Below are 22099 nucleotides of genomic sequence, written 5' to 3'. Positions count from 1 at the left end.
CCGGGCGCAGGCTTTTTGTCAACAAGCCGGTGTTCGGAGTGGCGGGAGGCTTGCCACGAAAGGAAATTTTCAACTGCAGGAGAAAGGTGGGGCGTGACCATCGCTTACTCCCTCGACCCCTTGGGTCCTGGGCCCCGAATGTGGCAGCCCCCGCGGAAGGGCCGAAAAAGCAATAAACCTACACATCTAAATTATGTACCTCGGGGGCATTTTTTTCAATAAATTCCCTGCGCACGTCCACGGCCTCGCCCATCAAGGTGGAAAAGATTCCGTCCGCCTCGATGGCGTCTCTGACGCTCACCTGGAGGAAGATGCGTTTCTCGGGGTCCATGGTCGTCTCCCAGAGCTGATCGGGGTTCATCTCTCCCAGACCCTTGTAGCGCTGGACCGAGAGGCCTTTTTGCCCGAGGGAGCGGAAGTTCGTGAGAAGCTCTCCGCCGTTGATGACCGGGTTTTCCGTGCCCCCGCTTTTGATGATGTAGGGGGGCTGGCCGATCCCGGAGAGCGCCTCGGTGGCGGCCCGCAGCTTTTTGAACTCGGGGGTGTCCAGCAAAAACGTATCCACGCGGGTGACGAGATCCCGGTCGGCCCTGCGTGAATGAAACACGAGCCCGCGGAGCTTCTTTTGGGTGGGGTCCTTGTCCTTCCGGATTTCGCTCCCGGGCTCTCCGTCCGAGGGGTGTTCTTCGCGGAAGTATCTTTTCACCATTTTCTCGAGTTCTCTCAAGTCCTTCTCGTTGGAGAGTTTCTTTTCGTCGAGATCGGGTTCGTCGGCGAGAAGCTGGACGATGCGCTCGTCCATCCCCCTTCGGCCGAACTGCCGGGCGGCTGTCTCGGCCTCTGCCAGCATAAACAAAAGGTCCCGTAGCTTCGTGCCCTTGACGCCCGCTGTGACGCCCTTCGCCTTTTTCTTCTCCGTCTTTTTTCTTTTCCCGTTCTTTCCGTTGGACAGGACGCTCACATCGCTGTCACCAATGGCCGAGGAGATAATGAATTCCTCGAAGGCGTGGTCGTCGCGGAGATATAGCTCGGTCTTTCCTCTTTTCACTTTATAGAGCGGCGGCTGGGCGATGTAGAGGCACCCATCGTCGATCAGTTCTTTCATGTGACGGAAAAAGAAAGTGAGAAGAAGTGTTCGGATGTGGGAGCCGTCCACGTCTGCGTCGGTCATGATGACGATCTTTCTGTAGCGGAGCTTCGCCAGATCGAAGTCTTCCTTGATGCCTGTTCCGATGGCGGTGATCATGGTGCGAATTTCTTCGTGGCTCAGCATCTTGTCGAGGCGTGCCTTCTCGACGTTGAGGATTTTCCCCTTCAGAGGAAGAATGGCCTGGAAATTCCTGTCGCGTCCCTGTTTCGCGGAACCGCCGGCGGATTCGCCCTCGACCAGATACAGTTCGCACAGGCTCGGATCGCGCTCGGAACAATCCGCAAGCTTTCCGGGGAGGGCGGCGCTGTCCAGCGCTCCTTTCCGGCGGGTGAGGTCGCGGGCCTTGCGGGCCGCCTCTCTCGCCTGTGCGGCAAACGTCGCCTTGGAAACAATCTTTCTTGCGATCGGGGGGTTTTCCTCAAAATAGTTGTTCAGGCCCTCATTGACGACCTGTTCGACCAGGCCTTTCATCTCGGAGTTTCCGAGTTTGGCTTTCGTTTGGCCCTCGAACTGCGGATCGGGCAGCTTCACGCTAATGATGCAGGTGAGTCCCTCGCGCACGTCATCGCCCGAGGGCGGCGGGCTGTCTTTTTTCAGCATGCCGTTGCCGATGGCGTACCGGTTGATGGAGCGGGTGAGGGCGCTGCGGAATCCGCTGAGGTGTGTGCCGCCGTCCGTCGTGTTGATGTTGTTCGCGAACGTGAAGAGTGTTTCATTGTATCCATCGTTGTACTGGAGGGAGACCTCGACGATCTTTCCGTCCTTCTCCGCGTGGATGAAGACAGGGTTTTTGTGGATGGGGGTCTTGAGTCGGTTAAGGTGTTCGACAAAAGAGTTGATGCCGCCCTTGTAAAAGAATTCCTCTTTTTTTTCCTCGCGCAGATCCTCGAGTGTGATCCGGAGGCCCCGGTTCAGGAAGGCCAACTCCCGAAGCCGGTTCGCCAGGACATCAAAGGTGAAGTGGGTGGTTTCGAAGATGTCGGCGTCTGGCTTGAAGATAATTGTTGTCCCGGTCTTTTTTGTTTTTTTGACTTGTTTGAGTTTTCCCCTCGGCTTCCCCCGGTCAAAAATGATTTCGTGGAGGTAGCCCTCTCTATAAATCTCCGCCCGCAGCCACTCCGAAAGCGCGTTTACACAGGAAACTCCCACGCCGTGAAGGCCGCCCGACACCTTGTAGGCGCTGTGTTCGAACTTGCCGCCCGCGTGGAGTTTCGTGAGCACCACCTCGGCGGCGGAAACTTTCTCGGTGGGGTGAATTCCAACAGGGATGCCGCGTCCATTGTCCTGTACTGTGACGGATCCATCCTCATTAATGAACACTTCAATGAGATCACAAACGCTGGCCATGGCTTCGTCAACGCTGTTGTCCACCACTTCAAACACGAGATGGTGGAGGCCCGAGGGCCCCGTGCTGCCGATGTACATCGCGGGTCTTTTCCGGACCGCCTCAAGTCCCTCAAGTACCCGGATGTCCTTGGCTTCGTATCTCTGCCCATTGGTTTTGGTTGTATTTGATTTGCTTTTTGTTGCCATTAAATTATCAGCCTCTTTGCGTTGCCGTAGGGGACGACTCTAGTTTGCCTGCCAATACATGAAATTTTTTCCATCCCGTCGGCCGAACCATATCATCTGGGGGTTCCGTTGAGGTGATGAACACCTGGGCGTCTATCACCTCCAGTTTTTCCAGGACCGCCATTCTCCTTTGATCGTCCAGCTCTGAACTAAGGTCATCCAGGAGAATGATGGGTTTTTCTTTTTTTATCTCCTGATATCTCCCGGCGGCGGCCAACACCATTAAAATCACCAGAATCCGCTGCTCCCCCTGGGATGCGAAATCCTTGGCGTCGCGCCCCTTTAGAAGAATTTTGAAGTCGTCGAGATGGGGGCCGAATAAAGTGATCCCTCTCCGTCCCTCCTCTTCCCGCCGCGCCGCCGCGCTGTCCGATAAAAAACTTATAATTTCCCCCTCGGAGGAAGCAGCCACCTCCCAGTCTCTCCCCAGGTAGGCTCCGGCCATATACTTGAATTCAGCTTTTTTTTCCGGCGCGAAATGAAGGTCTTCTTCAAGGGTCGTCGTTCTTTGGCGGAAGGATATAAGGTAATCCACTCTCCTTTTTATTACCTTGGCGGCGACTCCAATCAGCCGCTCATTCCATGTCCGCATTATATCAAATGATGCAGAAAAATCCTTCTTTAAAATTTTATTTCTTTCCGCAAGAAGCCGATTGTATTGCCGAAGGTCGGTAAGGTGTCTGCCGTCCTCTGCCGCAATGGCCCGATCAAAAAACGCCCTTCGCTGCAGCGACCTCCCTCGAATTAGATTCAAACTTTCCGGATAAAAAAGAGCGACAAAAACCTGCCCCAGATACGCGGTTAAACTGTTCTCTATTTTTCCGTTAACCTGATACTTCCTCTCCTTCCCAAGGACAGATGCCTCAAGGCGCAATTTTTTGCCGCCGCTCTCAAATTCGCCCGAAATATACATACCCTCACTGTCAGTGTTGACCATTTTTGCCCGGGTGGTGCGCCGAAATGACTGCAGGTGGGCCAGAAAATAGATTGCCTCGAGCAAATTTGTCTTTCCTGCCCCATTTGGGCCGTAAAGATAATTAAACGAGAGGTGGGGCAGTATTTCCAGGGAGGCGTAATTCCGGAATCCCGTTAATGAGAGTTTTTTCAGGAACACTAACGATCCCCTTATTATTTATTATATATTAATCATTAAGATCAGTAGTAGTAGTAGGGGCTGTTGATATGTTAATATCGATATAAATATATATACATCAATTGTTTATATTTTGTTTTCTGTGAAAAGTCCGGGGAAAAACAATAGGGCATAGATGTGGAGAGTATTTTATCCATGACAATAACCCCAATTAACACGTTTTTCCACAAAAAATCCACAAGCTATAAAGATTCAATAGTTTCACGAATACGTCCAAGAGCAGTGGAAAAAGCGTGATCTTGGCTCAGGAGATTTTTAATCTTATTTGTGGAGTGAATCACGGTCGAGTGATCTTTTCCTCCGAATCGGCGGCCAATCTCGGTTGTAGAGGCCCGAGTAAGTTCGCGCGACAGGTACATCGCCACCTGTCTGGGGAACGCGAATATCTGGGAGCGGTTCTTTGAGCGCAAATCCGAAACCTTAATCTGGTAGTGTTCAGCCACAACCCGCTGGATGGTGTCTACGGAGATCGCCTTGGCGGGCTCCAGGATGATTTGCTTCAGCACTTCTTGGGCGATGGGGACATCAATATCCACCTCGTGAAGCGAGGAGTGGAAAATAAGCTTGACAAGGCAACCTTCCAATTCCCGGATGTTGGAGCGAATATTCTCGGCGACATAGTGCGCCACCTCGGGCACGAGAGGAAAGTTGTGCTCAGTGGCCTTTTTCTGCAAAATCGCCACCTTGGTCTCAAAATCCGGAACACCCACGTCCGCCATCATACCCCAGACAAACCGTGTCCGAAGCCGCTCCTCGAGCCCAGGCGTATCCTTGGGCACACGATCACTTGTAATGACGATCTGTTTGCCCGACTCATACAGCGCGTTAAAGGTGAAGAAAAACTCTTCCTGTGTCCGCTCTTTCCCCGCGATAAACTGGATATCATCCACCAAAAGAGCATCAATCTTCCGGTATTTATTGCGAAATCCCGCCATAGTGTTCCGCTGGAGCGAACCGATTAGTTCGTTGATAAAGTTTTCGGCGGAAGTGTAATAGATCCTTGCCATGGGATTTTTTTCGAGAATACGATGCGCAATTCCATGAAGAAGGTGTGTCTTACCCAAACCCACTCCGCCGTAGATGAACAGGGGGTTGAGGGACTCGCCAGGCTGCTCGGCGGCCCGCAGGCTGCAGGCGTGCGCAAACTGATTCGAAGAACCGACAACAAAACTGGAAAACTGGTATTTTGAATTCAGGAACTCCGGTTTCTTGGGAGGCGAGGCCGAAGGCTGAGGTCTCGCCGCGATTCCCGGGAAGGGCTGCGGTGCCGGCGATGAGGCGGGCACCCCCGACGCCACAAGCCTCGCCCGAAGCTCTCCCCCCGACTCTTGCCGGAGGATCTCATCGAGAATCCCGCCGTACCGCGTGCGAAGCATCTCCGCGGTGAACGCATCAGGAACGCGAACGGTCAAGATCCCGCCGGAGTGCTCGGGCGCGGTCGTGTTTGAAAACCAGCGCTCGAACGTTTGGGGCGAAACCTCCTCGCGGATCTTCTCCAAGCAGCGGTCCCAAAGCTCAGCCATGGACAACCAAATATAAAGCGAAAATGATTCGAGAAAGTGAAATTCCGGTAGCACCGCCCAAAGCAGAGCACGAAAAGTAAAAAGCAGCCCCTGCGGAAATGTAGTCCCAGGGCCTAAGAATTCCACAGCCCGGGGTGGAAAAGCAAGCGTTTTCCACAAAAAAATGAGGAAAGCCCGGGAAAATGGCAATCAGGGCAGCGAAATCAACGAATTTGAGATAAAAAAAGTTTTTTTCCACGAAAAAAAAGGGCTATCCCGGGAGAGGGAGACGCGCCGAAAATCGGGTTTTCGATGCCCGTATTCCCCGCCTTGACACCGCGAAGGCGGATAGCTAATGTAGCCACGGTTTTTTAGGGGAATCCGGGTTGCGCAAGCCGATTCCGGACAGGCAGAATCCCTCTCCCCCGGCTTGCGGAAACAGAGGCGAGCACGTGAAGCGAACTTATCAGCCCAACCGGACAAAAAGAACCAAAACCCACGGCTTTCGCCGCCGGATGAAAACCATCGGCGGCCAGTCCGTCCTCAAGCGCAGGCGCGCCAAGGGAAGGAAGCGTCTTTCCGTTTAGATGATCGGAAGCGCCTCCGCACCCCTTTCCTCCGAGGATGGGGAGATGGGACAAGGGTTTCGTTCAGAGATGAAGATACGGCACCGGCCAGAGTTTTTGCGTGTTCTCCAAAACGGCAGAAAATTCCACAGCCGCTTTTTCACGGTTCATGTAATGTCGGGCAATGAAGGCTCCGCCCGGCTTGGCGTGGTCGCCTCCCGGAAAACGGGCAACGCCGTCGAGCGAAACCGGGCGAAGCGGCTGCTCCGCGAGACATTCCGGCAGTCTTACCCCATGCTTCCCGACGGAACGGATTTTGTGTTTGTTGCCAAGCGCGCCATCACGAAGGCGAAGCTGAAGGATGTGGAGAGAGACTTCCGGGGCGCGATCGGACTGATGAAATAATGGAAACCGCAGGCCGCGGAACCTTGGCGCTTATCCGTGCCCTCGCCCTTGTTTTCATCCGGGGCTATCAACTGATCGTCTCCCCTCTTTTGCCAGGGAGTTGCAGGTTTTCGCCGAGCTGTTCTTCTTATGCGGCCGAAGCCTTTCGCCGGCATCCTCCCCACATGGCGCTCTGGCTTTCGGTCCGGCGTCTTGCACGCTGTCACCCTTTTCATCCCGGGGGAAACGACCCGGTTCCCTAGCGAGTGGATGACGGAGAATTGTTTGCATGGAAAAGAACGCAATTATCGCCGCCGCACTTTCGCTGGCGATTCTTATCGGGTGGCAATTTTTGGTGTTGCGGCCGATGGAAGAAAAACGGAGCGATCAGAAGCGGGCGGCTGAGTCTCAGAAAAAAGCCGCGCCTTCCCGGCCGGCCACCTCGGCCCCCCTGACGGCAAAGCCCCCGTCCCCGCAAAAAGAATCCGCGCCGGCGACTACCGCCCCCGCTCCCTCCGAGGAAATCCGGGTCACGGTACAAACCGGCAAGGCGGCCCTCGTCTTCACGAATCAGGGGGCAGGCCTTCTTTCGGCAACCCTCACGGACTACCGGAGCGAGAACGGCAAGGAACTCGAGCTGGTTCTCGCGGGGAGCGCGGAGCTGAGGCCGCTTTTCTTCACGGGAAGCGAGATCGCCACACGCCTGAACCAGGGCCTCTATCGCACGGACACGCGCACCATTTCCCTCTCCGCGTCGAAGCCCGAGGCGACCCTCCACTTCGTTTATTCCGGCCCGGACGGCCTGATGGCGGAAAAAATATTCACCTTTCGCCACAACAGCTATGCCGTCGGCATGAAGGTGCGGATCGCGCAGCCCAAGACCCCCCAGTCGCTCGGCCTGGCCTGGGGCCCCCGGCTCGGTGGAGCGGACGGGAACACCTACGGCGGAGTGGTGGAAGGCCCGATGAGCTACGTAAAAAATAAGCTCCACTACGATGCCCCAGAAAAAGGAAAACCCGTCGTCCACGGCGAGGGCACCGAGTGGGTTTCCCTCCAGGCGAAGTACTTTATCGCAGCGCTCGTTCCGCGCGCGGGCGCAGGCGGCGCGGAAGTAAGTCTCTTGGGGGACGCCAAAGAGATCAACGACTACGTTGTCGCCGTCCCCCTCAAGACGGACGCCCGCACGGAAGCGGTGTTCGATCTTTTCGTGGGACCCAAGGAGCCGGCCCGCCTCGCGAAGCTCGGGGTGGGGATGGAAAACGCCCTCGATTACGGCATGTTCTCGATTATCGCCCGCCCGCTGATGGTTGCCCTGCGGTTTTTCCACGCAATCGTCGGCAACTGGGGGTTCGCAATCATCCTCCTGACCATCCTCATCAAAATTATCTTCTATCCGCTCACCCACGTGAGCATGCGGAACATGAAAGAGATGCAGAGACTTCAGCCCAAGATGGCCCAGCTGAAGGAGATCTATAAGGACGACAAGACCAAGATGAACGAGCAGGTGATGTCCCTTTACCGGGAGCACAAGGTCAACCCCATGATGGGGTGCCTGCCCATGGTCATTCAGATCCCGGTTTTCTTCGGCCTCTACAATGCCCTGCTGGTCTCGATCGAGCTGCGGAACGCACCCTTCTTCTGGTGGGTGACCGACATGTCCAAGCCCGATCCGTTTCACGTCTACACCATCCTGATGGGCGCCTCCATGTTTCTTCAGCAAAAGATGACGCCGACGGCGGGCGATCCCTCGCAGGCGAAAATGATGTTAATGATGCCCGTCATTTTTACCGGAATGTTCATCTACTATCCGGTTCCGGTCGGGCTGGTGATTTACTGGCTCGTGAACAACGTCCTTTCGATCGTCCAACAGTATTTCGTCAATCGTTCTGTCAAGGCACCCAAGCTGGCCGAGGAAAACTAGCAGGGGAGGAAAGCGAAATGGGCACGGAAAGATTTCGCGACTGGGAAGACGAGGGCGGGACGGGCCCGGACGACCCGGAAGAAGATGGGCTGTTCAGCGCCGAGGAAGCAGATCTCTCCCCGCTTTCCAACATGTCCGGCCGTGCGCTCCGCCGGATCATTGATCGGTCGGATCCGGAAACACTCTCTCTCGCACTCTGTACCGCCGATCCCGCAGTGGCGGATCGCGTCCTGCAAAACGTTTCTGTCCACGCCGCCGAATTCCTGCGCGCGGAAATACAGAGGAACGCGGGGATGCCGCGGGAAGTGTATCGAGACGCCCAGCGCACCCTCATGGCCACCGCCTATTCCCTGGAAGAGCGGGGGGAGATCTCTCTCGATGGCCCGGCGGACGATACGATCCCTCCGCTCGAAATCGAGACGGAAGGAAAGCTTTCGGCCCACCATCTGGCGGAGATGGAGGCGGCGGAGGCCATCGATCTGCTGGCACTTTTTTCCGCCCGGGCGCTCCGGCACGGGCTCCTTTCGCTCGAGCCGGCCCTGGATCGGATGCCGGGCAGCGTTCTCTCGACCGGCCTTCGAATGGTCATCGACCTCTCCTTGGTGGAAGACATCGAGTCCATCGTGGGGCGTCAAATTGACGCCTATATCGTGCACCTGGAGAGAAACGGCGAAATCCTCATCGAGGGGTTGGCCTCCATCGTCTCCGAGGAGGGCAGGGAGCGGGCCCGTGCCAGGCTCGTCGCCTTTTTGCCCGAAGGGGCGGCGGACTACGAGCGCCTTCCCGAGATGCACCTGCCCCCGTCCGCTCAGGCGACCAGCCGGATCATCTCCCTTTGCTGCGATCTGGCGGAGGAGGCCCACAGAGAAGGGCTCGCCGCGCTGGAGGGGCGGCTGGGGGATATTCCCGAGGCGCTCCTGCGCCGCGGGCTGCGCTGGGCGCTCGAGGGCGCGGGCATCGATGAAATCGAGCGCATGCTCGAGCGGCGCCACCGCACGCGCACCGAGAAGGAGCGGAGAAAGCTCGAGCTCATCCTCGAGGGCCTGCTGCTGATTCGTGAGGGGGTTCCTCCCGATCGGCTGCGGGAGGCGCTGGAGGGCTTTTTGGAGGAGAAGGCTTGAGGGCTTCCGGGGCGCGCAAGCCCTGGGTCATGCCTCCCCGGCGGCGAAGCCGCCTCTTGAGCCCGCAGCGGCGCAAGGCGATGCCTCCGGCGAAAACGTTGCGGGAATTGGGCCTTGCCAAGGGCATGATCCTGCTCGATGTCGGCTGCGGGCCGGGATTTTTCACGCTTCCCGCCTGCCGGATCGTGGGCCGCCGGGGCGCGGTTCTGGCGTGCGACATCTCGCCGATCATGCTCCGCGAGACCCGCCAGAAAGCCCGCGAGGCGGGACACGAAAACATCGAACTTCGCCGCAACCGCGATCCCCATATCCCATTTCCAGACAGCGTGGCCGATATCGCGCTGCTGGCGTTCGTTACGCACGAGACGCGATCGATACAGGGGCTTTTGTCGGAGGCCCGCCGCGCGCTCAAGCCGGGCGGGAGAATCGTTCTGATGGAATGGCACGTTCACGAGACGGACCACGGTCCCCCGCTCTGGACGCGGATTGCGCCAAACGATCTGAAGAGCGAAGTCCGGGCGGCGGGGTTCACGGGGGCGCTCTCCCAGAATAACGACGCGGACACCTACCGCGTCACCGCGCGCGCCCCGCTTTTGGGATCAGGGAGAGGAAGACGATGAGCCAAGGCAAATCCCTGGAAGGGCAAGTGGCGGTCGTCACCGGCGGCGGCGCCGGGATCGGCCTCGCCTGCGTGGAGCGTCTCGCCCGAGAGGGAGCGCGCGTCGCCGTGCTGGACCGCGACGAAGTGAGGGGCGCCGCGGCGGCGGAGAAAGCGGCCGCGGCCGGGAGTGAAGGGGCTTTCTTTCGGGCGGAAGCCGCCTCCGCCGACGAGGTGCACAGCGCCTTCGGGGGAGCGCTCGGGAAATGGGGCCGCCTCGATATTCTCGTGAACTGCGCGGGCGGATTCCTCGAGATCCGCGACTTCGAGGATCTGGAAGAAGACGTCTGGGACGCCTCGATCGCCTGGAACCTGAAGAGCGTCTACCTGTGCTGCCGCGAGGCGGTACCCGTCATGAAAAAAGCGGGCTACGGCCGGATCGTCAGCATCTCCTCCACCGCCGGGAGAACCGGCGTCCGCTTCACCGCCGTCGAGTACACCACCGCGAAGACAGCCATCGTCGGTTTTACGCGCCGCCTCGCCGTGGAGTTCGCCCCGCACGGCATCACTGTGAACGCGGTGGCGCCCGGCGTGGTGCTCTCTCCCCGCGTCGCCGAGCTGCACAAGAACCGGATCGAGGACGTCAAAAAGGGAATCCCCATGGGAAGGCCGGGGACCGAGCACGAGATCGCCGACGGCGTCTGGTATCTGGCGTCGCCGGGCGCAAGCTACATCACCGGCGTCACGCTCGACATCAACGGGGGCCTCTGGACCGGCTAGGAGAGCGCCCCGCGAAGCGCCGCCGCGGCCTCCTCGGGAGCGGCCTCGTTGATGTGAACGCCCGCCCCGAGCTCAAGGCCGGCCAGGACGGTGAGCCGGGGGATGATTTCGATGTGCCAGTGATGCGCGCCGGGCGTCTTCTCTTCTCCGGGACCCGTTTCGATGTGGAAAAGGACGTTCAGGGGCGGATCGCCCAGCAGGATCTTGATGCGGAGCAGCGACCGGGCCAGCGCCCCGCCCACGGCTTCGAGCGTCTCGCGGGAGGCGTCGGCGAAACGCTCTCCGATCGGCTGGGGCGCGATGACAATTTCGTAGGGATAAAGAGAAACGAAGGGACAGTAGGCGATGGCCCCTTCGGCTTGCTCCACGAGGCGGCGGCCGTCTTCCCGCTCGCGGAAGAGCGTCTCCCCGAGAAGCGGCCGGCCAGTTTCGCGCAGATGTTTTTCGGCGGCGTGCCGCTCCCTGGCGGTGCGCGGCGGGATCGCGGGCAGCGCCGCCACCTGAAGATGGGAGTGCGGAAGCGACGCCCCCCCGGCGGCGCCGTGGTTTTTGTAGGGAACGATGGCGCGGATGCCCGGCTCTCCGTAGAGGGCACGCACCCTTTTCTGGAGCAGGGCGAGAACGTCCGCGGCGTGGCCCGCCGGGTAATCGCCGAGCCCTTTGCAGTGATCCGGCGCATCCACGATCACCTCGTGCCGGCCCCGCGCCGGCATGGACGAGAACGGGCCGTCCTCAACTGGAGCGGCGGGCAGGCCGGGCGCGAGCGCCGGAAACTTGTTGTCGAAGGCGCGGACGCTCCAGCGGCCGCCCTGGCGGATGGCGTCGATCTCGGGAGGGGTTTTCGCCTCGTTTCCCGGACAGAACGGGCACCCGGGCTCGGGAAATGCGGGCGTCGAGGGAGAAAAGGTGTGCTGCTTTGGGCGATCGCGGCGGGCGGTGGCGATGAGCGCCCACCGCTCCAGCCAGGGATTCCATCGCAGCTCGGACATCGGCGCACCTCAGGAAAAGGGCCGCCCATTCGTGGGCCGAAAACCGGCGGGCAGGCGGGACCAATGCCATGACGGATAAAAACAACGCGCCCGAACGGGACACCATTGTGGCTCTTTCCACCGCATGGGGAAAGGGAGCCATCGCCATCGTGCGCCTGAGCGGCCCGGAGGCGGAGCGCGTTCTTCGGCGCATCTTCAAGCCCCGAAAGGCGAAAGCGCGCTTCCCCGAGCGGCGCTATGTCCTCGGCCGGTTCGTGGATGCAGAGAGCGGTGCTTTCGATGAGGGCGTGGCGGTCTTCATGGCCGGGCCGAACTCCTTCACCGGCGAGGACATGGCCGAGATGCACTGCCACGGGGGCCCCGCCGTCGTCCAGGCCCTGATCGGCGCGGCGCGCGGCGCAGGGGCCAGGCCCGCCGCCCCGGGGGAGTTCACCCGGAGGGCTTTTCTCTCCGGAAGGATCGATCTCCTCCAGTCCGAATCGGTCGCCGATCTGGTCTCCGCCGAAACCTCGCGTGCCGCCCGGGCGGCCCTCGCCCAGCTGGAAGGCGGCCTCTCGTCCGCTCTGGATGAAATCTGGGAGGAGATCGTCGAAGCGGGGGCGCATCTTGAGGCGGCCATCGATTTTCCCGATGAATTCGAGCCCGGCGCGGGCCCCGCGCCCGAAGGAGGCCCAATGGGTGCCCCTGCCCTGCGGGAGCGCTTCATGGCGGCGGCGGCGCGGCTCCGCGGACTGGAGGCGAGCTACCGATCGGGCCGCGTCCTGCGCGAGGGGGCCCGGGTGGCGATTCTGGGAAAGCCCAACGCCGGAAAATCCACCCTCCTGAACCGCCTGCTCGGAACCGATCGGGCCATCATGAGCCCCCTGCCCGGCACGACGCGGGACACCGTCGAGGAGGTCTGCGACATCGGCGGCATTCCGGTGCGCCTGATCGATACCGCCGGCCTCCGGGAGACCGAGGACCTGATCGAAAAAGAAGGGGCCGAGCGCGCAAGGCGCGCCGCGGCGGGCGCTGATCTCTGCCTCGTCCTGATCGATGCGGCGGGTGGCGCGGCCGAGGCGCAGTGGGGAAAGGAAGAGCAGGAAAAAATTGAGCCGCCCTCCCTGCTGATCGCGAACAAGATCGATCTTCCCGGCGCGCAGGTTCCGGAGCGGGATGCGAACGGTGCTCCCCCGCTCGCCATCTCGGCGCTGAACGGTGCGGGGCTGGACGATCTGCGTGCGCTCATCGCGCGCGAACTTTCAGGGGCCGATGGAGAAGCGGGGCCGGGCGGTCAGGCCATCCTTACCCGGGAGCGCCACCGCAATCTGGTGGCGAAATGCCGGGAGGGGGTGGAGGGGGCCGCAGACGCCATCGCCGCCGATCTTTCACCGGAGCTGGTCGCGGTGCACCTCAACGAGGCGCAGGGCGCGCTCTCCGAGCTTCTCGGCCGGAGCTGGGGCGAGGCGCTCCTCGATAAAATTTTCTCGGCGTTCTGCATCGGAAAATAATAAAAATAATGAAATATACAAAATGTAGGCTATCTGCACCAGTAAAAACACTCTATATAGTATATTTCCATCGTTAATATTGGACAATTAAGCAAGGGAATTTCTTGGTTAAATTTTTATTGAAAATTTTAGTTAAAGGTGATAATGGTTTAACTCTCGACAACAAGCAGGGCAAAAGCATTTACATGGTTGTTTTTATTGACTAGATAAGGTCGCATTGTGAGAGAGGAAGAAATTTGGGTATTCGAGTACCCAAGGGATGCGGGTGTGGCGTGAAAAGTGGATGCCTCAAGTAGTGTTCAGACACTACGGTTTGGATACGGATATGAGAGAGGAAGAATTTGGGGTGAATGCCCCAGGACGTCTTGTTCGAACTCCTGAGGGCGCCCCGGCGTTTGTGCCCGACCCCCTTCCGCCTGAAATTAAAATTACAGATGAACTTATGGCCGCTTTGGCCGAAGCCCGTGGAGCGCTGGGCGATCTCTCCGGGGTCGGGAGAACGCTACCGAACCCCCATTTATTGATTCGGCCTTTTTTGCGAAAAGAAGCCGAAGCGTCCAGTCGAATTGAGGGAACAGAAACCGATCTGGATGAGTTGTTCATCCATGAAGCCGATCCCACGCACCATCCACAGGGCGCAGATGTTCGCAGGGAGGTTTTGAATTATGTAATTGCGCTTGAGGTTGGACTTGATCGCAGATTGGAGTTGCCCATAGGACTCAGGTTTGTGAGGGATCTCCACTCTATTTTATTGCGAGAAGTGAGAGGGCAAGATAGGGCCCCGGGTGAGTTTCGGCGAGTGCAAAACAGGATAGGCGGAAGTTCTGTTCATGATGCCACTTATGTGCCACCACCGACTCCTGAAATGCAAGAATGTATTTCAGACTGGGAGAAATTTCTCCACACGAAATCCAAAATTCAGCCACTAATACAGCTGGCCATGATTCACTACCAGTTTGAGGCAATCCATCCCTTTGTGGACGGAAATGGCCGTGTGGGCCGCTTGTTAATTCCGATTCTTTTGTGTGAATGGGGGCTTCTTTCCCAGCCGTTACTGTACCTCAGCTCTTATTTTGAGCGAAATCGCAGTAATTACTACGATCTGCTTTTGGGCGTTAGCCAAAAAGGCAATTGGATTCCCTGGTTCATCTTTTTTCTCCGGGGAGTGGAAATGCAGGCGAAGGACTCCTCTTGGCGGATCAGAATGTTGTTAGATAAACAAGAAGAATACAGACAAAAAATGCAGACCAAGGGCGGGCCAACGAGCATGGCTCTTGTGGACAGCCTGATTGGTTTTCCGGTTTGCCGGTCACCAGGCGTAGCGGATCGGCTTAAAGTAACCCTTCCCACCGCCATTCGAGCAATCCAGCGGCTCGAAGACGAAGGCTTTCTTCAAGAAATTACGGGAAAGCAAAGAAATCGAGCGTGGATGGCCAAAGAAGTGATGGATATTTTGCAGGCGGAAAACCTCGATCAGTATCTTTCGTAGGCCGGCGGACCCGAATTTATTGAGGGACTAGAGATTGAATTTCGACATCATCGTGATCGGTGCCGGCCACGCGGGATGCGAGGCGGCGCTCGCCGCGGCGCGCATGGGCGCAAGGGCGCTGCTCTTCACGATGAACCTCGACACGGTGGGGCTGATGTCCTGCAACCCGGCGATCGGGGGACTCGCGAAGGGCGTGCTGGTCCGCGAGGTGGACGCGCTGGGCGGTGAGATGGCCCGGGCGATTGACGCGACCGGCATTCAGTTCCGCATGCTCAACACCCGGAAAGGCCCCGCCGTTCAGGCCCTCCGGGCGCAGGCCGACAAACAGCAATACCGGATGTACATGAAATACGCCGTCGAGCGGCAGGAGGGCCTCATTCTCAAGCAGGGCGCGCTCCGGCGGATCCTGCTGGATGATGCGGGCCGCGCGGCGGGCATCGAGACACAGTTCGGCGAGCGGTTCGAATCGCGGGCGGTGATCCTGACGCCGGGCACGTTCACGCGCGGGCTGCTGCACTATGGCGATCAGAAGATCGAGGGCGGGCGCGCGGGCGAGGGCGCGGCGCGCGGGCTGACGGATCAACTCGCATCGCTCGGCTTCCGCATCGGGCGGATGAAGACGGGAACGCCGCCGCGTCTCGATGCGCGGACGATCGACTTCGGCTCGCTCGCGGTTCAGCCCGGGGACGAGCCGCCCCGTCCTTTTTCCTTCCGCACCGATCGCATCCGGCAGGATCAGGTTCCCTGCTACATCACCTACACCAACCCGAAGGCGCATGAGCTGATCCGCCGGAACATCGATCGCGCGCCGATGTTCAACGGCCAGATCGAGGGCACCGGGGTGCGCTACTGTCCGAGCATTGAGGACAAGGTGATGCGCTTTCCGGACAAGGAGGCGCACCAGATTTTTCTCGAGCCCGAAGGAAGGCAGACACTCGAGATCTACGTCAACGGGCTCTCGACGAGCCTGCCCGTGGATGTGCAGTTGGGCGTTGTTCGATCGATCGCGGGCCTCGAGCGGGCGGAGATCATGCGGCCGGGCTATGCGGTGGAGTACGACTTTGTGGACCCGACCGAGCTGATGCCGAGCCTGATGACGCAGCGCGTGCCGGGGCTCTTCCATGCCGGGCAGATCAACGGGACGACGGGCTACGAGGAAGCGGCGGCACAGGGTCTCATGGCGGGCATCAACGCGGCACGCTATCTGCGCGAGGAGGCGCCGCTCATCCTCGGGCGGGAGGAGGCCTACATCGGGGTGCTGATCGATGATCTGGTGACGAAGGGGGTGGCCGAGCCCTACCGGATGTTCACCAGCCGGGCGGAGCACCGGCTGCTCCTCCGCCACGACAATGCGGATATGCGCCTGATGGCGCTGGGCCACCGGGTGGGTTCCCTGGACGATACAACCTTCCAGGCTTTTGGCGAAAAAAAGACGAAATGTCGAGAAATAATTGATTACATTGAGGATGCGGACGTTTATCCCAAGCCCTCTGTGTCGGATCTCCTCCAGTCCTTCGGGACGGCAGCGCTCCGGAAGCCACAAAAGCTGGGGGATATTCTCCGCCGGCCGGAGGTGGGGGCCGAAGTGGCGCTCCGGGTGGATGCCGTGCAGGGCGGACGCCTCCTGGAGTTGTGGAATGGACTGGGCGAGGAGGCCCGCCGGTTTGTCCTGGCCGAAGTGCAGTACAAGGAGTACGTGCTCCGGGAGGGGCGGCAGGTGGCCACCCTCCGGGCGGCTGACCGGATACGCATTCCAGAAAGTTTTGATTTTAAAGAGATTAAACATCTGAAATTCGAGGTTCGCCAGCGCCTGACAGAGGTCCAGCCCCGGACCCTCGGACAGGCCAGCCGCATCTCGGGGGTAACGCCCGCGGCTATCGCGCTGCTGGAAGTTCACCTCCGCCGCTCCTCCGCCTCTGGCGATGGGGGCCATCCCTTGTCCCCTGAAGGCAGCTAGCGGGGCCAGGGATGTTCCACGTGGAACATCTGGAAAATTTCGAAAAACTGTGTTCCACGTGAAACATTCCCTTGAAATTTGTGCCTGACTATGACACTTTCTAGGAGCCGATCCTATCTCTCCTCAGCGAGGTCCTATGTCGGAAGCAGCTGTCTCCGAGCCCAGCCGTCCGGCTGCGGAAAGCCAGAATTCTCCCGGGCAGGCACGGGTTATCGCCATCGTGAACCAGAAGGGCGGGGTGGGCAAAACCACCACCTCAGTGAACCTCGCCGCGTGCCTCGCGGTGGCCGATGAGCCTACCCTGCTTGTTGACTTGGATCCGCAATCGAATGCCTCGAGCGCCTTCGGTCTCGACACCCAGGACCCGGCCCTCTACCGGGCGCTGGTGATGGACGAGCGGATCGAGGAGAAATCACTGCAAACTATTGATATAAAAAGACTTAGAGTTTTAACCTCGTCCATCGATCTGGTCGGTGCCGAACTCGAGCTGGCGGATCTGCCGAACCGGACGGAGAGGCTTCGAAGTGTTTTGGAGAGGTACCGCTCGGCGTTCCACTTTATCTTGATCGATTGCCCCCCCTCGCTCGGCCTTTTGACCCTCAACGCTCTCCGGGCGGCCGATGAGGTGCTGATCCCGATTCAGGCGGAGTACTTCGCGCTCGAGGGTCTGGCCCGCCTCATGAAAACGATCGAGCGCGTCCGGCAATCCATCCATCCGGGCCTTCGGGTGGGCGGCATCGTTCTCACGATGTACGACTCGCGAACCAATCTTTCCCGGCAGGTGGGGGAGGATCTCCGCACGCACCTTCCCGAGCTCACTTACCGCGTCGCGATCCCGCGGAGCATTCGCCTCGCCGAGGCGCCGAGCCATGGAAAGCCCGTCATTGCATACGACATTTCATCTTCGGGCGCGCAGGCCTACCTCGCCATGGCCAGCGAGTTTCTCACCCGCGCCGGAAGAAGGCGGAGGATGAATTAATGGCGGCCACAAAAGGACGCAAGGCCCTCGGCCGTGGACTGGATGCGCTTCTTTCCTCGGATCCGATGTCGCCGCCGGATGAAGGGCCGATCGCCGCTCCCGCGGCGGAGGGCGAGCGCCTGAGCCGCGTGCCCGTGGCCGATCTGCACCCCGGTGTTCACCAGCCGCGGATCGACTTTGACGACGAAAGCCTCAAGGAACTTTCCGAGTCCGTCAAAACGCACGGCGTGCTTCAACCGATACTGGTGCGCTCCACCGCGGGGAGATACGAAATCGTGGCCGGCGAGCGGAGGTGGCGCGCCGCCCGCGCGGCCGGCCTCGAAACGGTTCCCGTGATCTTGGTGGAGGCCGCGGCCGAAAAACTTCTCGAGATCGCCGTCATCGAAAACGTGCAGCGCGCGGATCTGAACCCGATGGAGGTGGCGGCGGCCTTTTCCAGCATGATGGATCGGCTCGGCGTGACGCAGGAAGAGCTCGCCGCCCGTGTGGGCAAGGAACGCTCCACGGTGGCGAACTACATCCGCCTTCTCCGGCTTCCGCTCGCCGTTCAGGAGAGCGTCGCCGCCGACCTTCTCTCGATGGGCCACGCCCGCGCGCTTTTGTCGCTGCGATCCCCGGAAGAAGCCGAGCGCTTCGCGGACGAGGCGGTGAAGAAAAACCTGTCGGTCCGCCAGCTCGAGGACAGGGTGCGGAAGGCGCTGACGAAAGCGGCGGGCCCGGGGGGGGGACGGCGGCGTCCCGCGAAGGATGAAGGCCCCCGGGGGCCGGAGGCCATTTTCCTTCGGGAGCAGACCGAGCGCCTTCGCAGTACCCTGGGAACGAAGGTGGCGATTGACGGGGACGAAAAAAAGGGAAAGATCATTATTGATTATTACTCAAAGGACATGCTCGAGGGGCTGATCGATCGGCTGGCCTGAGGCATGTTCCGGCAAACGGGAGGAAAAGCGGTGGCCCGAGGGGATGCGAACTACGAGAAGACCATCAGGGCCTTTTTGGGGGAAGGCACAGAATTCAAGGGCGTCATCACTTTCGAGGGGACGGTGCGCGTTGACGGCATTCTCGAAGGAGAGGTAGTGACCGAGGACACGTTTATCGTCGGCTCGGCGGCCACCGTAAAAGCCAACATCCAGGCCGGCATCGTCGTCGTGATGGGAAAGGTGGAAGGGAAGATCGAGGCGAAACAAAAATGCGAAATCCGCCTCGGCGGGCACGTCAAGGGAGACGTGTACACCTCGAACATTTTCATCGAGGAAGGCGCCGTCTTCGAGGGCACCTGCCACATGACCGGGCGCGCGGCGGGCGGGGAGGCGAGCGCGGCGCCGCCGAAAGAGGCGTAATGAAAACTCGCGCGCGGGAACGCCGGATGTTCGGCGAGGCGCCGCGCTTTTTCGCTTCCGCCCTGCTGCTGGCGGCTCTTCTTGCCGGATGCGGCCTTCGAGCCTCAGGAGGGGGGATCGGTAAGTCGGGCGACGGATTCACCTACTCCCCGCCCCCGGGAACTCCCGCCTTCCGTGCCCTGCGGCTCCAGGATACGAAATCCATCATCACCCTTCAGGTGACGGGCGATGATGTCCGCTCGAACATGGCGAGCATCGTCGAGGTGCTGCTGAAAAAAGGATATGCGGTTCGCGACTACAACCAGACGCTGAGCGTATTCGTCAAGGAGCGGATTGTCGGACTCAAATACAGCGACCCGAAAACCCTGAAGAAGATCGCCTCGCTGTTTCCCGATGACGAGGTGGGCATCGGGGGAGATGTGCGGCTCATCCAGCTCGAGCCCCTGAAGATTCGACTGGAACTGAGATGGATCGATCTGAAAAAAGGGAAGGTTCTTTGGTCGGCGAAGGGGATGGCCACCGGGGTGGTCTTCGGCGGGGCGGATCGGTACTCGCATGAGGTTCATAAGATGATTTCCCAGGCGCTGTCGGTGATACCGAACGCGTCCCGGTAGGGCGGAGCCAGCGGCCCATGCCTGAAAATCAAACGCGGTTTTCTCTGGTCGCCGGATTTTTGTTCTGGCTTTCCGTGGCATATTTTTTCTACCGCTACGGGAAAGGCGCCGCGCTCCATGTCCTGATCGCCGCCGGCCTTTTGGTGTTTTTGTTTCTGGCGGTGCGCTTTCTTGGTGGCTTTTGGAGGCACCGCCTGGCCCGGCGGCCTTCCTCCCTCCTTCCCCGGATGAATTTCTCAAACGTGAAGCCGAAGGATTTTGAGTGATCCGGAAAAGCGTTTTGGCTTGGGTGGCCCTTTTTTTGCTGGCGGGATGCGTATCGCCGGCGAGGGAGGCCCCCCATCCGCTCACCCGCCGCACGGGAAACGACAATTCCGCGATGGTGTTTGTTCCGGCGGGTACTTTTCTGCGGGGGGCGAAAAAAGGAACCCTCGCAAAGGGAATGGAAGATGTGGCGCCCGGCCGCATGATCGTGCTGGACGCTTTTTATATTGATAAATTTGAGGTGACCCATTTGGCCTATGCCCGCTTTCTGGCCGCGACGGGGCGCGCAGCCCCGAAATGGGAGCCCGGCGACATAAGATGGGGCGGGGACTGGAGCCGTTTCTCCTGGCGGAGCCACCGCCCCGAGCCGGGGACGAGCGATCTGCCCGTGACGCTGGTGACGTGGTTCGAGGCCGAGGCCTATTGCGCCTGGGCGGGAAAACGCCTGCCCACTGAGGCGGAGTGGGAAAAGGCCGCCCGCGGGGAGAGCGGCCGCCTTTATCCGTGGGGGGAGGTGGCCTCCGCCTCCCGGGCGAATCTGGGAAAGCGGTTTTCGGGCCCCTTGCCCGTGGGAAGCTTTCCGGAGGGAAGGAGCGTGTACGGCGCCATGGACATGGCCGGAAACGCGGCCGAATGGGTGGCGGACTATTACGGGGAGCGCTACTACGAGAGTTCGCCGGAGCAGAACCCGAAGGGGCCCCCGAGCGGAAACGCGCGCGTGATCCGCGGCGGCTACTGGGGCCAGCCTCTCGCGTCGGGCCGCGGCGATCACAGATGGCAGGGGCCGCCCGGGGGGCGCCACGGCGGCGTGGGGTTTCGCTGCACCCGCTCAAAAGAGGCGGGATGATGAACGGGAAAAAGGCCAGGCAAATGGTGATTTTCGCCCACAGCGGCGATTTCGACCGCCTGTATCAGGTGGCTACGCTGGCCGCGAGCGCGGCGGCGAACGGAGAGGAAGTGCACATCATCTTGTTCTTTGAGGCCCTCCGCAAATTCGTGGAAGACAGGGTGGACGACATGACCTTTCCGGCTGCTTATGGCGAGGAAGGAAAGCGGATTGCGGAACGGATGCGGGAGGCCCGGGCGCATTCCGTGAGCGATCTGATCGAGTCCGCCCGGCAGGCGGGCCAGGTGACGACATATGCCTGCGTCTCGCAGGTGAAGTTCATGGGCTACACCAACCGGGAGGTGGAGGGCGCGGTGGATGAGGTGATCAGCCTGCCCGTTTTTCTCTCCCGCACCCAGGGGGCGGAAACCAAGCTGTTCATCTAGGGCGGGCGCGGTTTTCGGAAGCGGGGGGAGTGTGATATTCCTTCCCGCTCGGGAAATGATTTCGATCGGCGCGGAGAAAAGCGGGAGCGATGAAATGAAATTTCGGGTGGGGCTGGCCCAGATTGGGCCCACGCTGGGAAATCTCGAGGCGAACTGGGAAATTCTCGAGAAAGAGGTGAAATCGGCTCGCAGAAAGGGCGTGGACCTTTTGATTTTCCCGGAGCTTTCACTCACCGGGTATTTCCTCAAGGACATGGTCCCCGAGGTGGCCCTCCGGCGGGACGCCGCCATGATCAAGGAGATTGCCCGGCTGAGCCGCGATGTCGCGCTGATCGTGGGCTTCATCGAGGAGTCGGGCCGCCATGCGTTCTACAACGTGGCGGGATACTTCGAGAACGGAAAGCTGCTGCACGTCCACCGCAAGATCTATCTCCCGACCTACGGCCTTTTCGATGAAGCGCGCTACGTGGGCGCGGGCCAGGGTCTGCGGGCTTTCGACACCCAGTTCGGCCGCGCCGCGATTCTGGTGTGCGAGGACGCCTGGCACCCGAGCCTTGCCTACATCGCCTCCCAGGATGGCGCCGATCTTCTTTTCATTCCTTCATCGAGCCCGAGCCGGGGCGTCCAGCGGAAAAAGGGAAAATCATCATTCGCCATCGAGCGCACCTGGCAATCCCTGAACCGGTGCTATGCGGGCCTGTTCAACCAGTTCGTCTTTTTCTCGAACCGGGTGGGCTACGAGGACGGCATCAACTTCTGGGGCGGCTCGGAGATCATTCTCCCGAACGGAGAGCCCCTCGCCGCCGCCCCGCGGGGCAAGGCCCGTCTTCTGATCGGCGAGGTGGACACGGCGGATATCCGCCGCACGCGCATCGCGTCCCCGACCCTGAAAGATGAGAACGTCCATCTCGCCCTTCGGGAGCTTCGCCGGATTCAGGGGAAGGAGAAGGGGTAGCATCCT

At 60.1% G+C, this 22099-nt stretch carries 21 protein-coding genes and 1 pseudogene; 18 read left to right on the top strand and 4 right to left on the bottom strand.

Annotation, left to right across the window (positions count from 1 at the left end):
* Positions 1 to 178: 178 nt before the first annotated feature.
* From gyrB to dnaA, 3 genes are all read right to left on the bottom strand, one after another.
* Positions 179 to 2683 (bottom strand): DNA topoisomerase (ATP-hydrolyzing) subunit B, encoded by a 2505-nt coding sequence (gene gyrB, locus O2807_00280; protein ID MDA0998936.1) that lies wholly within the window; start codon positions 2681 to 2683, stop codon positions 179 to 181.
* 7 nt (positions 2684 to 2690) lie between these two features.
* A complete protein-coding gene (locus O2807_00275; GenBank protein MDA0998935.1) occupies positions 2691 to 3836 on the bottom strand; it encodes a DNA replication/repair protein RecF in 1146 nt (381 codons plus the stop codon).
* A 221-nt stretch (positions 3837 to 4057) separates the two neighbouring features.
* The gene (gene dnaA / locus O2807_00270) at positions 4058 to 5398 is read right to left on the bottom strand and encodes a chromosomal replication initiator protein DnaA (GenBank protein MDA0998934.1); all 1341 of its coding nucleotides are present in this window, start codon (positions 5396 to 5398) and stop codon (positions 4058 to 4060) included.
* A 431-nt stretch (positions 5399 to 5829) separates the two neighbouring features.
* Here dnaA and rpmH point away from each other — a divergent pair, with 431 nt between their 5' ends.
* The 7 genes and pseudogenes from rpmH (at position 5830) to O2807_00235 (ending at position 10747) form a co-directional block, all read left to right on the top strand.
* A complete protein-coding gene (rpmH, locus tag O2807_00265; GenBank protein MDA0998933.1) occupies positions 5830 to 5964 on the top strand; it encodes a 50S ribosomal protein L34 in 135 nt (44 codons plus the stop codon).
* A gap of 69 nt (positions 5965 to 6033) precedes the next feature.
* Positions 6034 to 6348 carry a ribonuclease P protein component gene (gene rnpA, locus O2807_00260; protein MDA0998932.1) on the top strand — a complete coding sequence of 105 codons (315 nt, stop codon included), beginning with the start codon at positions 6034 to 6036 and terminating at the stop codon, positions 6346 to 6348.
* Positions 6348 to 6587: pseudogene (gene yidD, locus O2807_00255) on the top strand (membrane protein insertion efficiency factor YidD). The gene rnpA and the pseudogene yidD overlap by 1 nt, the downstream one beginning before the upstream one ends.
* A gap of 29 nt (positions 6588 to 6616) precedes the next feature.
* Positions 6617 to 8248, top strand: a complete 1632-nt coding sequence (yidC, locus tag O2807_00250) for a membrane protein insertase YidC (protein ID MDA0998931.1) — start codon at positions 6617 to 6619, stop codon at positions 8246 to 8248.
* A gap of 17 nt (positions 8249 to 8265) precedes the next feature.
* Positions 8266 to 9369 (top strand): hypothetical protein, encoded by a 1104-nt coding sequence (locus O2807_00245; GenBank protein ID MDA0998930.1) that lies wholly within the window; start codon positions 8266 to 8268, stop codon positions 9367 to 9369.
* Positions 9366 to 9989 carry a class I SAM-dependent methyltransferase gene (locus tag O2807_00240; protein ID MDA0998929.1) on the top strand — a complete coding sequence of 208 codons (624 nt, stop codon included), beginning with the start codon at positions 9366 to 9368 and terminating at the stop codon, positions 9987 to 9989. The genes O2807_00245 and O2807_00240 overlap by 4 nt, the downstream gene beginning before the upstream one ends.
* Entirely contained in the window at positions 9986 to 10747 is a 762-nt protein-coding gene (locus O2807_00235; GenBank protein MDA0998928.1) for an SDR family NAD(P)-dependent oxidoreductase, read from the top strand. Before O2807_00240 ends, O2807_00235 begins: the two co-directional genes overlap by 4 nt.
* Here O2807_00235 and O2807_00230 read toward each other — a convergent pair.
* Positions 10744 to 11736, bottom strand: a complete 993-nt coding sequence (locus O2807_00230) for a hypothetical protein (protein MDA0998927.1) — start codon at positions 11734 to 11736, stop codon at positions 10744 to 10746. The two genes, O2807_00235 and O2807_00230, sit on opposite strands and share 4 nt — an antisense overlap.
* A 68-nt stretch (positions 11737 to 11804) precedes the next feature.
* Here O2807_00230 and mnmE point away from each other — a divergent pair, with 68 nt between their 5' ends.
* The 11 genes from mnmE to O2807_00175 all read left to right on the top strand — a co-directional run bounded on the left by mnmE (position 11805) and on the right by O2807_00175 (position 22093).
* On the top strand, positions 11805 to 13226 hold the full coding sequence (gene mnmE / locus O2807_00225; GenBank protein MDA0998926.1) for a tRNA uridine-5-carboxymethylaminomethyl(34) synthesis GTPase MnmE: 1422 nt from the start codon (positions 11805 to 11807) through the stop codon (positions 13224 to 13226).
* 325 nt (positions 13227 to 13551) lie between these two features.
* Positions 13552 to 14715 (top strand): Fic family protein, encoded by a 1164-nt coding sequence (locus tag O2807_00220; GenBank protein ID MDA0998925.1) that lies wholly within the window; start codon positions 13552 to 13554, stop codon positions 14713 to 14715.
* A gap of 34 nt (positions 14716 to 14749) precedes the next feature.
* Positions 14750 to 16672 carry a tRNA uridine-5-carboxymethylaminomethyl(34) synthesis enzyme MnmG gene (gene mnmG, locus O2807_00215; GenBank protein ID MDA0998924.1) on the top strand — a complete coding sequence of 641 codons (1923 nt, stop codon included), beginning with the start codon at positions 14750 to 14752 and terminating at the stop codon, positions 16670 to 16672.
* Between the two features lie 136 nt (positions 16673 to 16808).
* Positions 16809 to 17651, top strand: a complete 843-nt coding sequence (locus tag O2807_00210) for an AAA family ATPase (protein ID MDA0998923.1) — start codon at positions 16809 to 16811, stop codon at positions 17649 to 17651.
* Positions 17651 to 18568, top strand: a complete 918-nt coding sequence (locus O2807_00205) for a ParB/RepB/Spo0J family partition protein (protein MDA0998922.1) — start codon at positions 17651 to 17653, stop codon at positions 18566 to 18568. The genes O2807_00210 and O2807_00205 overlap by 1 nt, the downstream gene beginning before the upstream one ends.
* Positions 18569 to 18598: 30 nt before the next feature.
* Positions 18599 to 18988 carry a polymer-forming cytoskeletal protein gene (locus tag O2807_00200; GenBank protein ID MDA0998921.1) on the top strand — a complete coding sequence of 130 codons (390 nt, stop codon included), beginning with the start codon at positions 18599 to 18601 and terminating at the stop codon, positions 18986 to 18988.
* On the top strand, positions 18988 to 19602 hold the full coding sequence (locus tag O2807_00195) for a hypothetical protein (protein MDA0998920.1): 615 nt from the start codon (positions 18988 to 18990) through the stop codon (positions 19600 to 19602). Before O2807_00200 ends, O2807_00195 begins: the two co-directional genes overlap by 1 nt.
* A gap of 17 nt (positions 19603 to 19619) precedes the next feature.
* Positions 19620 to 19868 carry a hypothetical protein gene (locus O2807_00190; GenBank protein MDA0998919.1) on the top strand — a complete coding sequence of 83 codons (249 nt, stop codon included), beginning with the start codon at positions 19620 to 19622 and terminating at the stop codon, positions 19866 to 19868.
* Between the two features lie 23 nt (positions 19869 to 19891).
* Positions 19892 to 20713: an SUMF1/EgtB/PvdO family nonheme iron enzyme gene (locus O2807_00185; GenBank protein ID MDA0998918.1), complete on the top strand. Its 822-nt coding sequence runs from the start codon at positions 19892 to 19894 to the stop codon at positions 20711 to 20713.
* The gene (locus O2807_00180) at positions 20710 to 21138 is read left to right on the top strand and encodes a DsrE/DsrF/DrsH-like family protein (GenBank protein ID MDA0998917.1); all 429 of its coding nucleotides are present in this window, start codon (positions 20710 to 20712) and stop codon (positions 21136 to 21138) included. Before O2807_00185 ends, O2807_00180 begins: the two co-directional genes overlap by 4 nt.
* 94 nt (positions 21139 to 21232) lie before the next feature.
* Complete coding sequence (locus O2807_00175) at positions 21233 to 22093, top strand: carbon-nitrogen hydrolase (GenBank protein ID MDA0998916.1); 861 nt, start codon at positions 21233 to 21235, stop codon at positions 22091 to 22093.
* Positions 22094 to 22099: the final 6 nt, after the last annotated feature.

It is taken from the genome of bacterium (assembly GCA_027622355.1).
Lineage (GTDB): Bacteria > UBA8248 > UBA8248 > UBA8248 > UBA8248 > JAQBZT01.
The sequence above is the reverse complement of the archived record's forward strand: the minus strand, read 5'-3'. Positions and strand labels throughout refer to the sequence as shown.

Excerpts from the sequence above, each read along its gene's own strand:
- gyrB (MDA0998936.1), bottom strand. The coding sequence starts at position 2,683 with ATGGCAACAAAAAGCAAATCAAATACAACCAAAACCAATGGGCAGAGA.
- dnaA (MDA0998934.1), bottom strand. The coding sequence starts at position 5,398 with ATGGCTGAGCTTTGGGACCGCTGCTTGGAGAAGATCCGCGAGGAGGTT.
- rnpA (MDA0998932.1), top strand. The coding sequence starts at position 6,034 with ATGAAGATACGGCACCGGCCAGAGTTTTTGCGTGTTCTCCAAAACGGC.
- yidC (MDA0998931.1), top strand. The coding sequence starts at position 6,617 with ATGGAAAAGAACGCAATTATCGCCGCCGCACTTTCGCTGGCGATTCTT.
- O2807_00245 (MDA0998930.1), top strand. The coding sequence starts at position 8,266 with ATGGGCACGGAAAGATTTCGCGACTGGGAAGACGAGGGCGGGACGGGC.
- O2807_00235 (MDA0998928.1), top strand. The coding sequence starts at position 9,986 with ATGAGCCAAGGCAAATCCCTGGAAGGGCAAGTGGCGGTCGTCACCGGC.
- O2807_00230 (MDA0998927.1), bottom strand. The coding sequence starts at position 11,736 with ATGTCCGAGCTGCGATGGAATCCCTGGCTGGAGCGGTGGGCGCTCATC.
- mnmE (MDA0998926.1), top strand. The coding sequence starts at position 11,805 with ATGACGGATAAAAACAACGCGCCCGAACGGGACACCATTGTGGCTCTT.
- O2807_00220 (MDA0998925.1), top strand. The coding sequence starts at position 13,552 with ATGAGAGAGGAAGAATTTGGGGTGAATGCCCCAGGACGTCTTGTTCGA.
- O2807_00210 (MDA0998923.1), top strand. The coding sequence starts at position 16,809 with ATGTCGGAAGCAGCTGTCTCCGAGCCCAGCCGTCCGGCTGCGGAAAGC.
- O2807_00205 (MDA0998922.1), top strand. The coding sequence starts at position 17,651 with ATGGCGGCCACAAAAGGACGCAAGGCCCTCGGCCGTGGACTGGATGCG.
- O2807_00195 (MDA0998920.1), top strand. The coding sequence starts at position 18,988 with ATGAAAACTCGCGCGCGGGAACGCCGGATGTTCGGCGAGGCGCCGCGC.
- O2807_00190 (MDA0998919.1), top strand. The coding sequence starts at position 19,620 with ATGCCTGAAAATCAAACGCGGTTTTCTCTGGTCGCCGGATTTTTGTTC.
- O2807_00180 (MDA0998917.1), top strand. The coding sequence starts at position 20,710 with ATGATGAACGGGAAAAAGGCCAGGCAAATGGTGATTTTCGCCCACAGC.
- O2807_00175 (MDA0998916.1), top strand. The coding sequence starts at position 21,233 with ATGAAATTTCGGGTGGGGCTGGCCCAGATTGGGCCCACGCTGGGAAAT.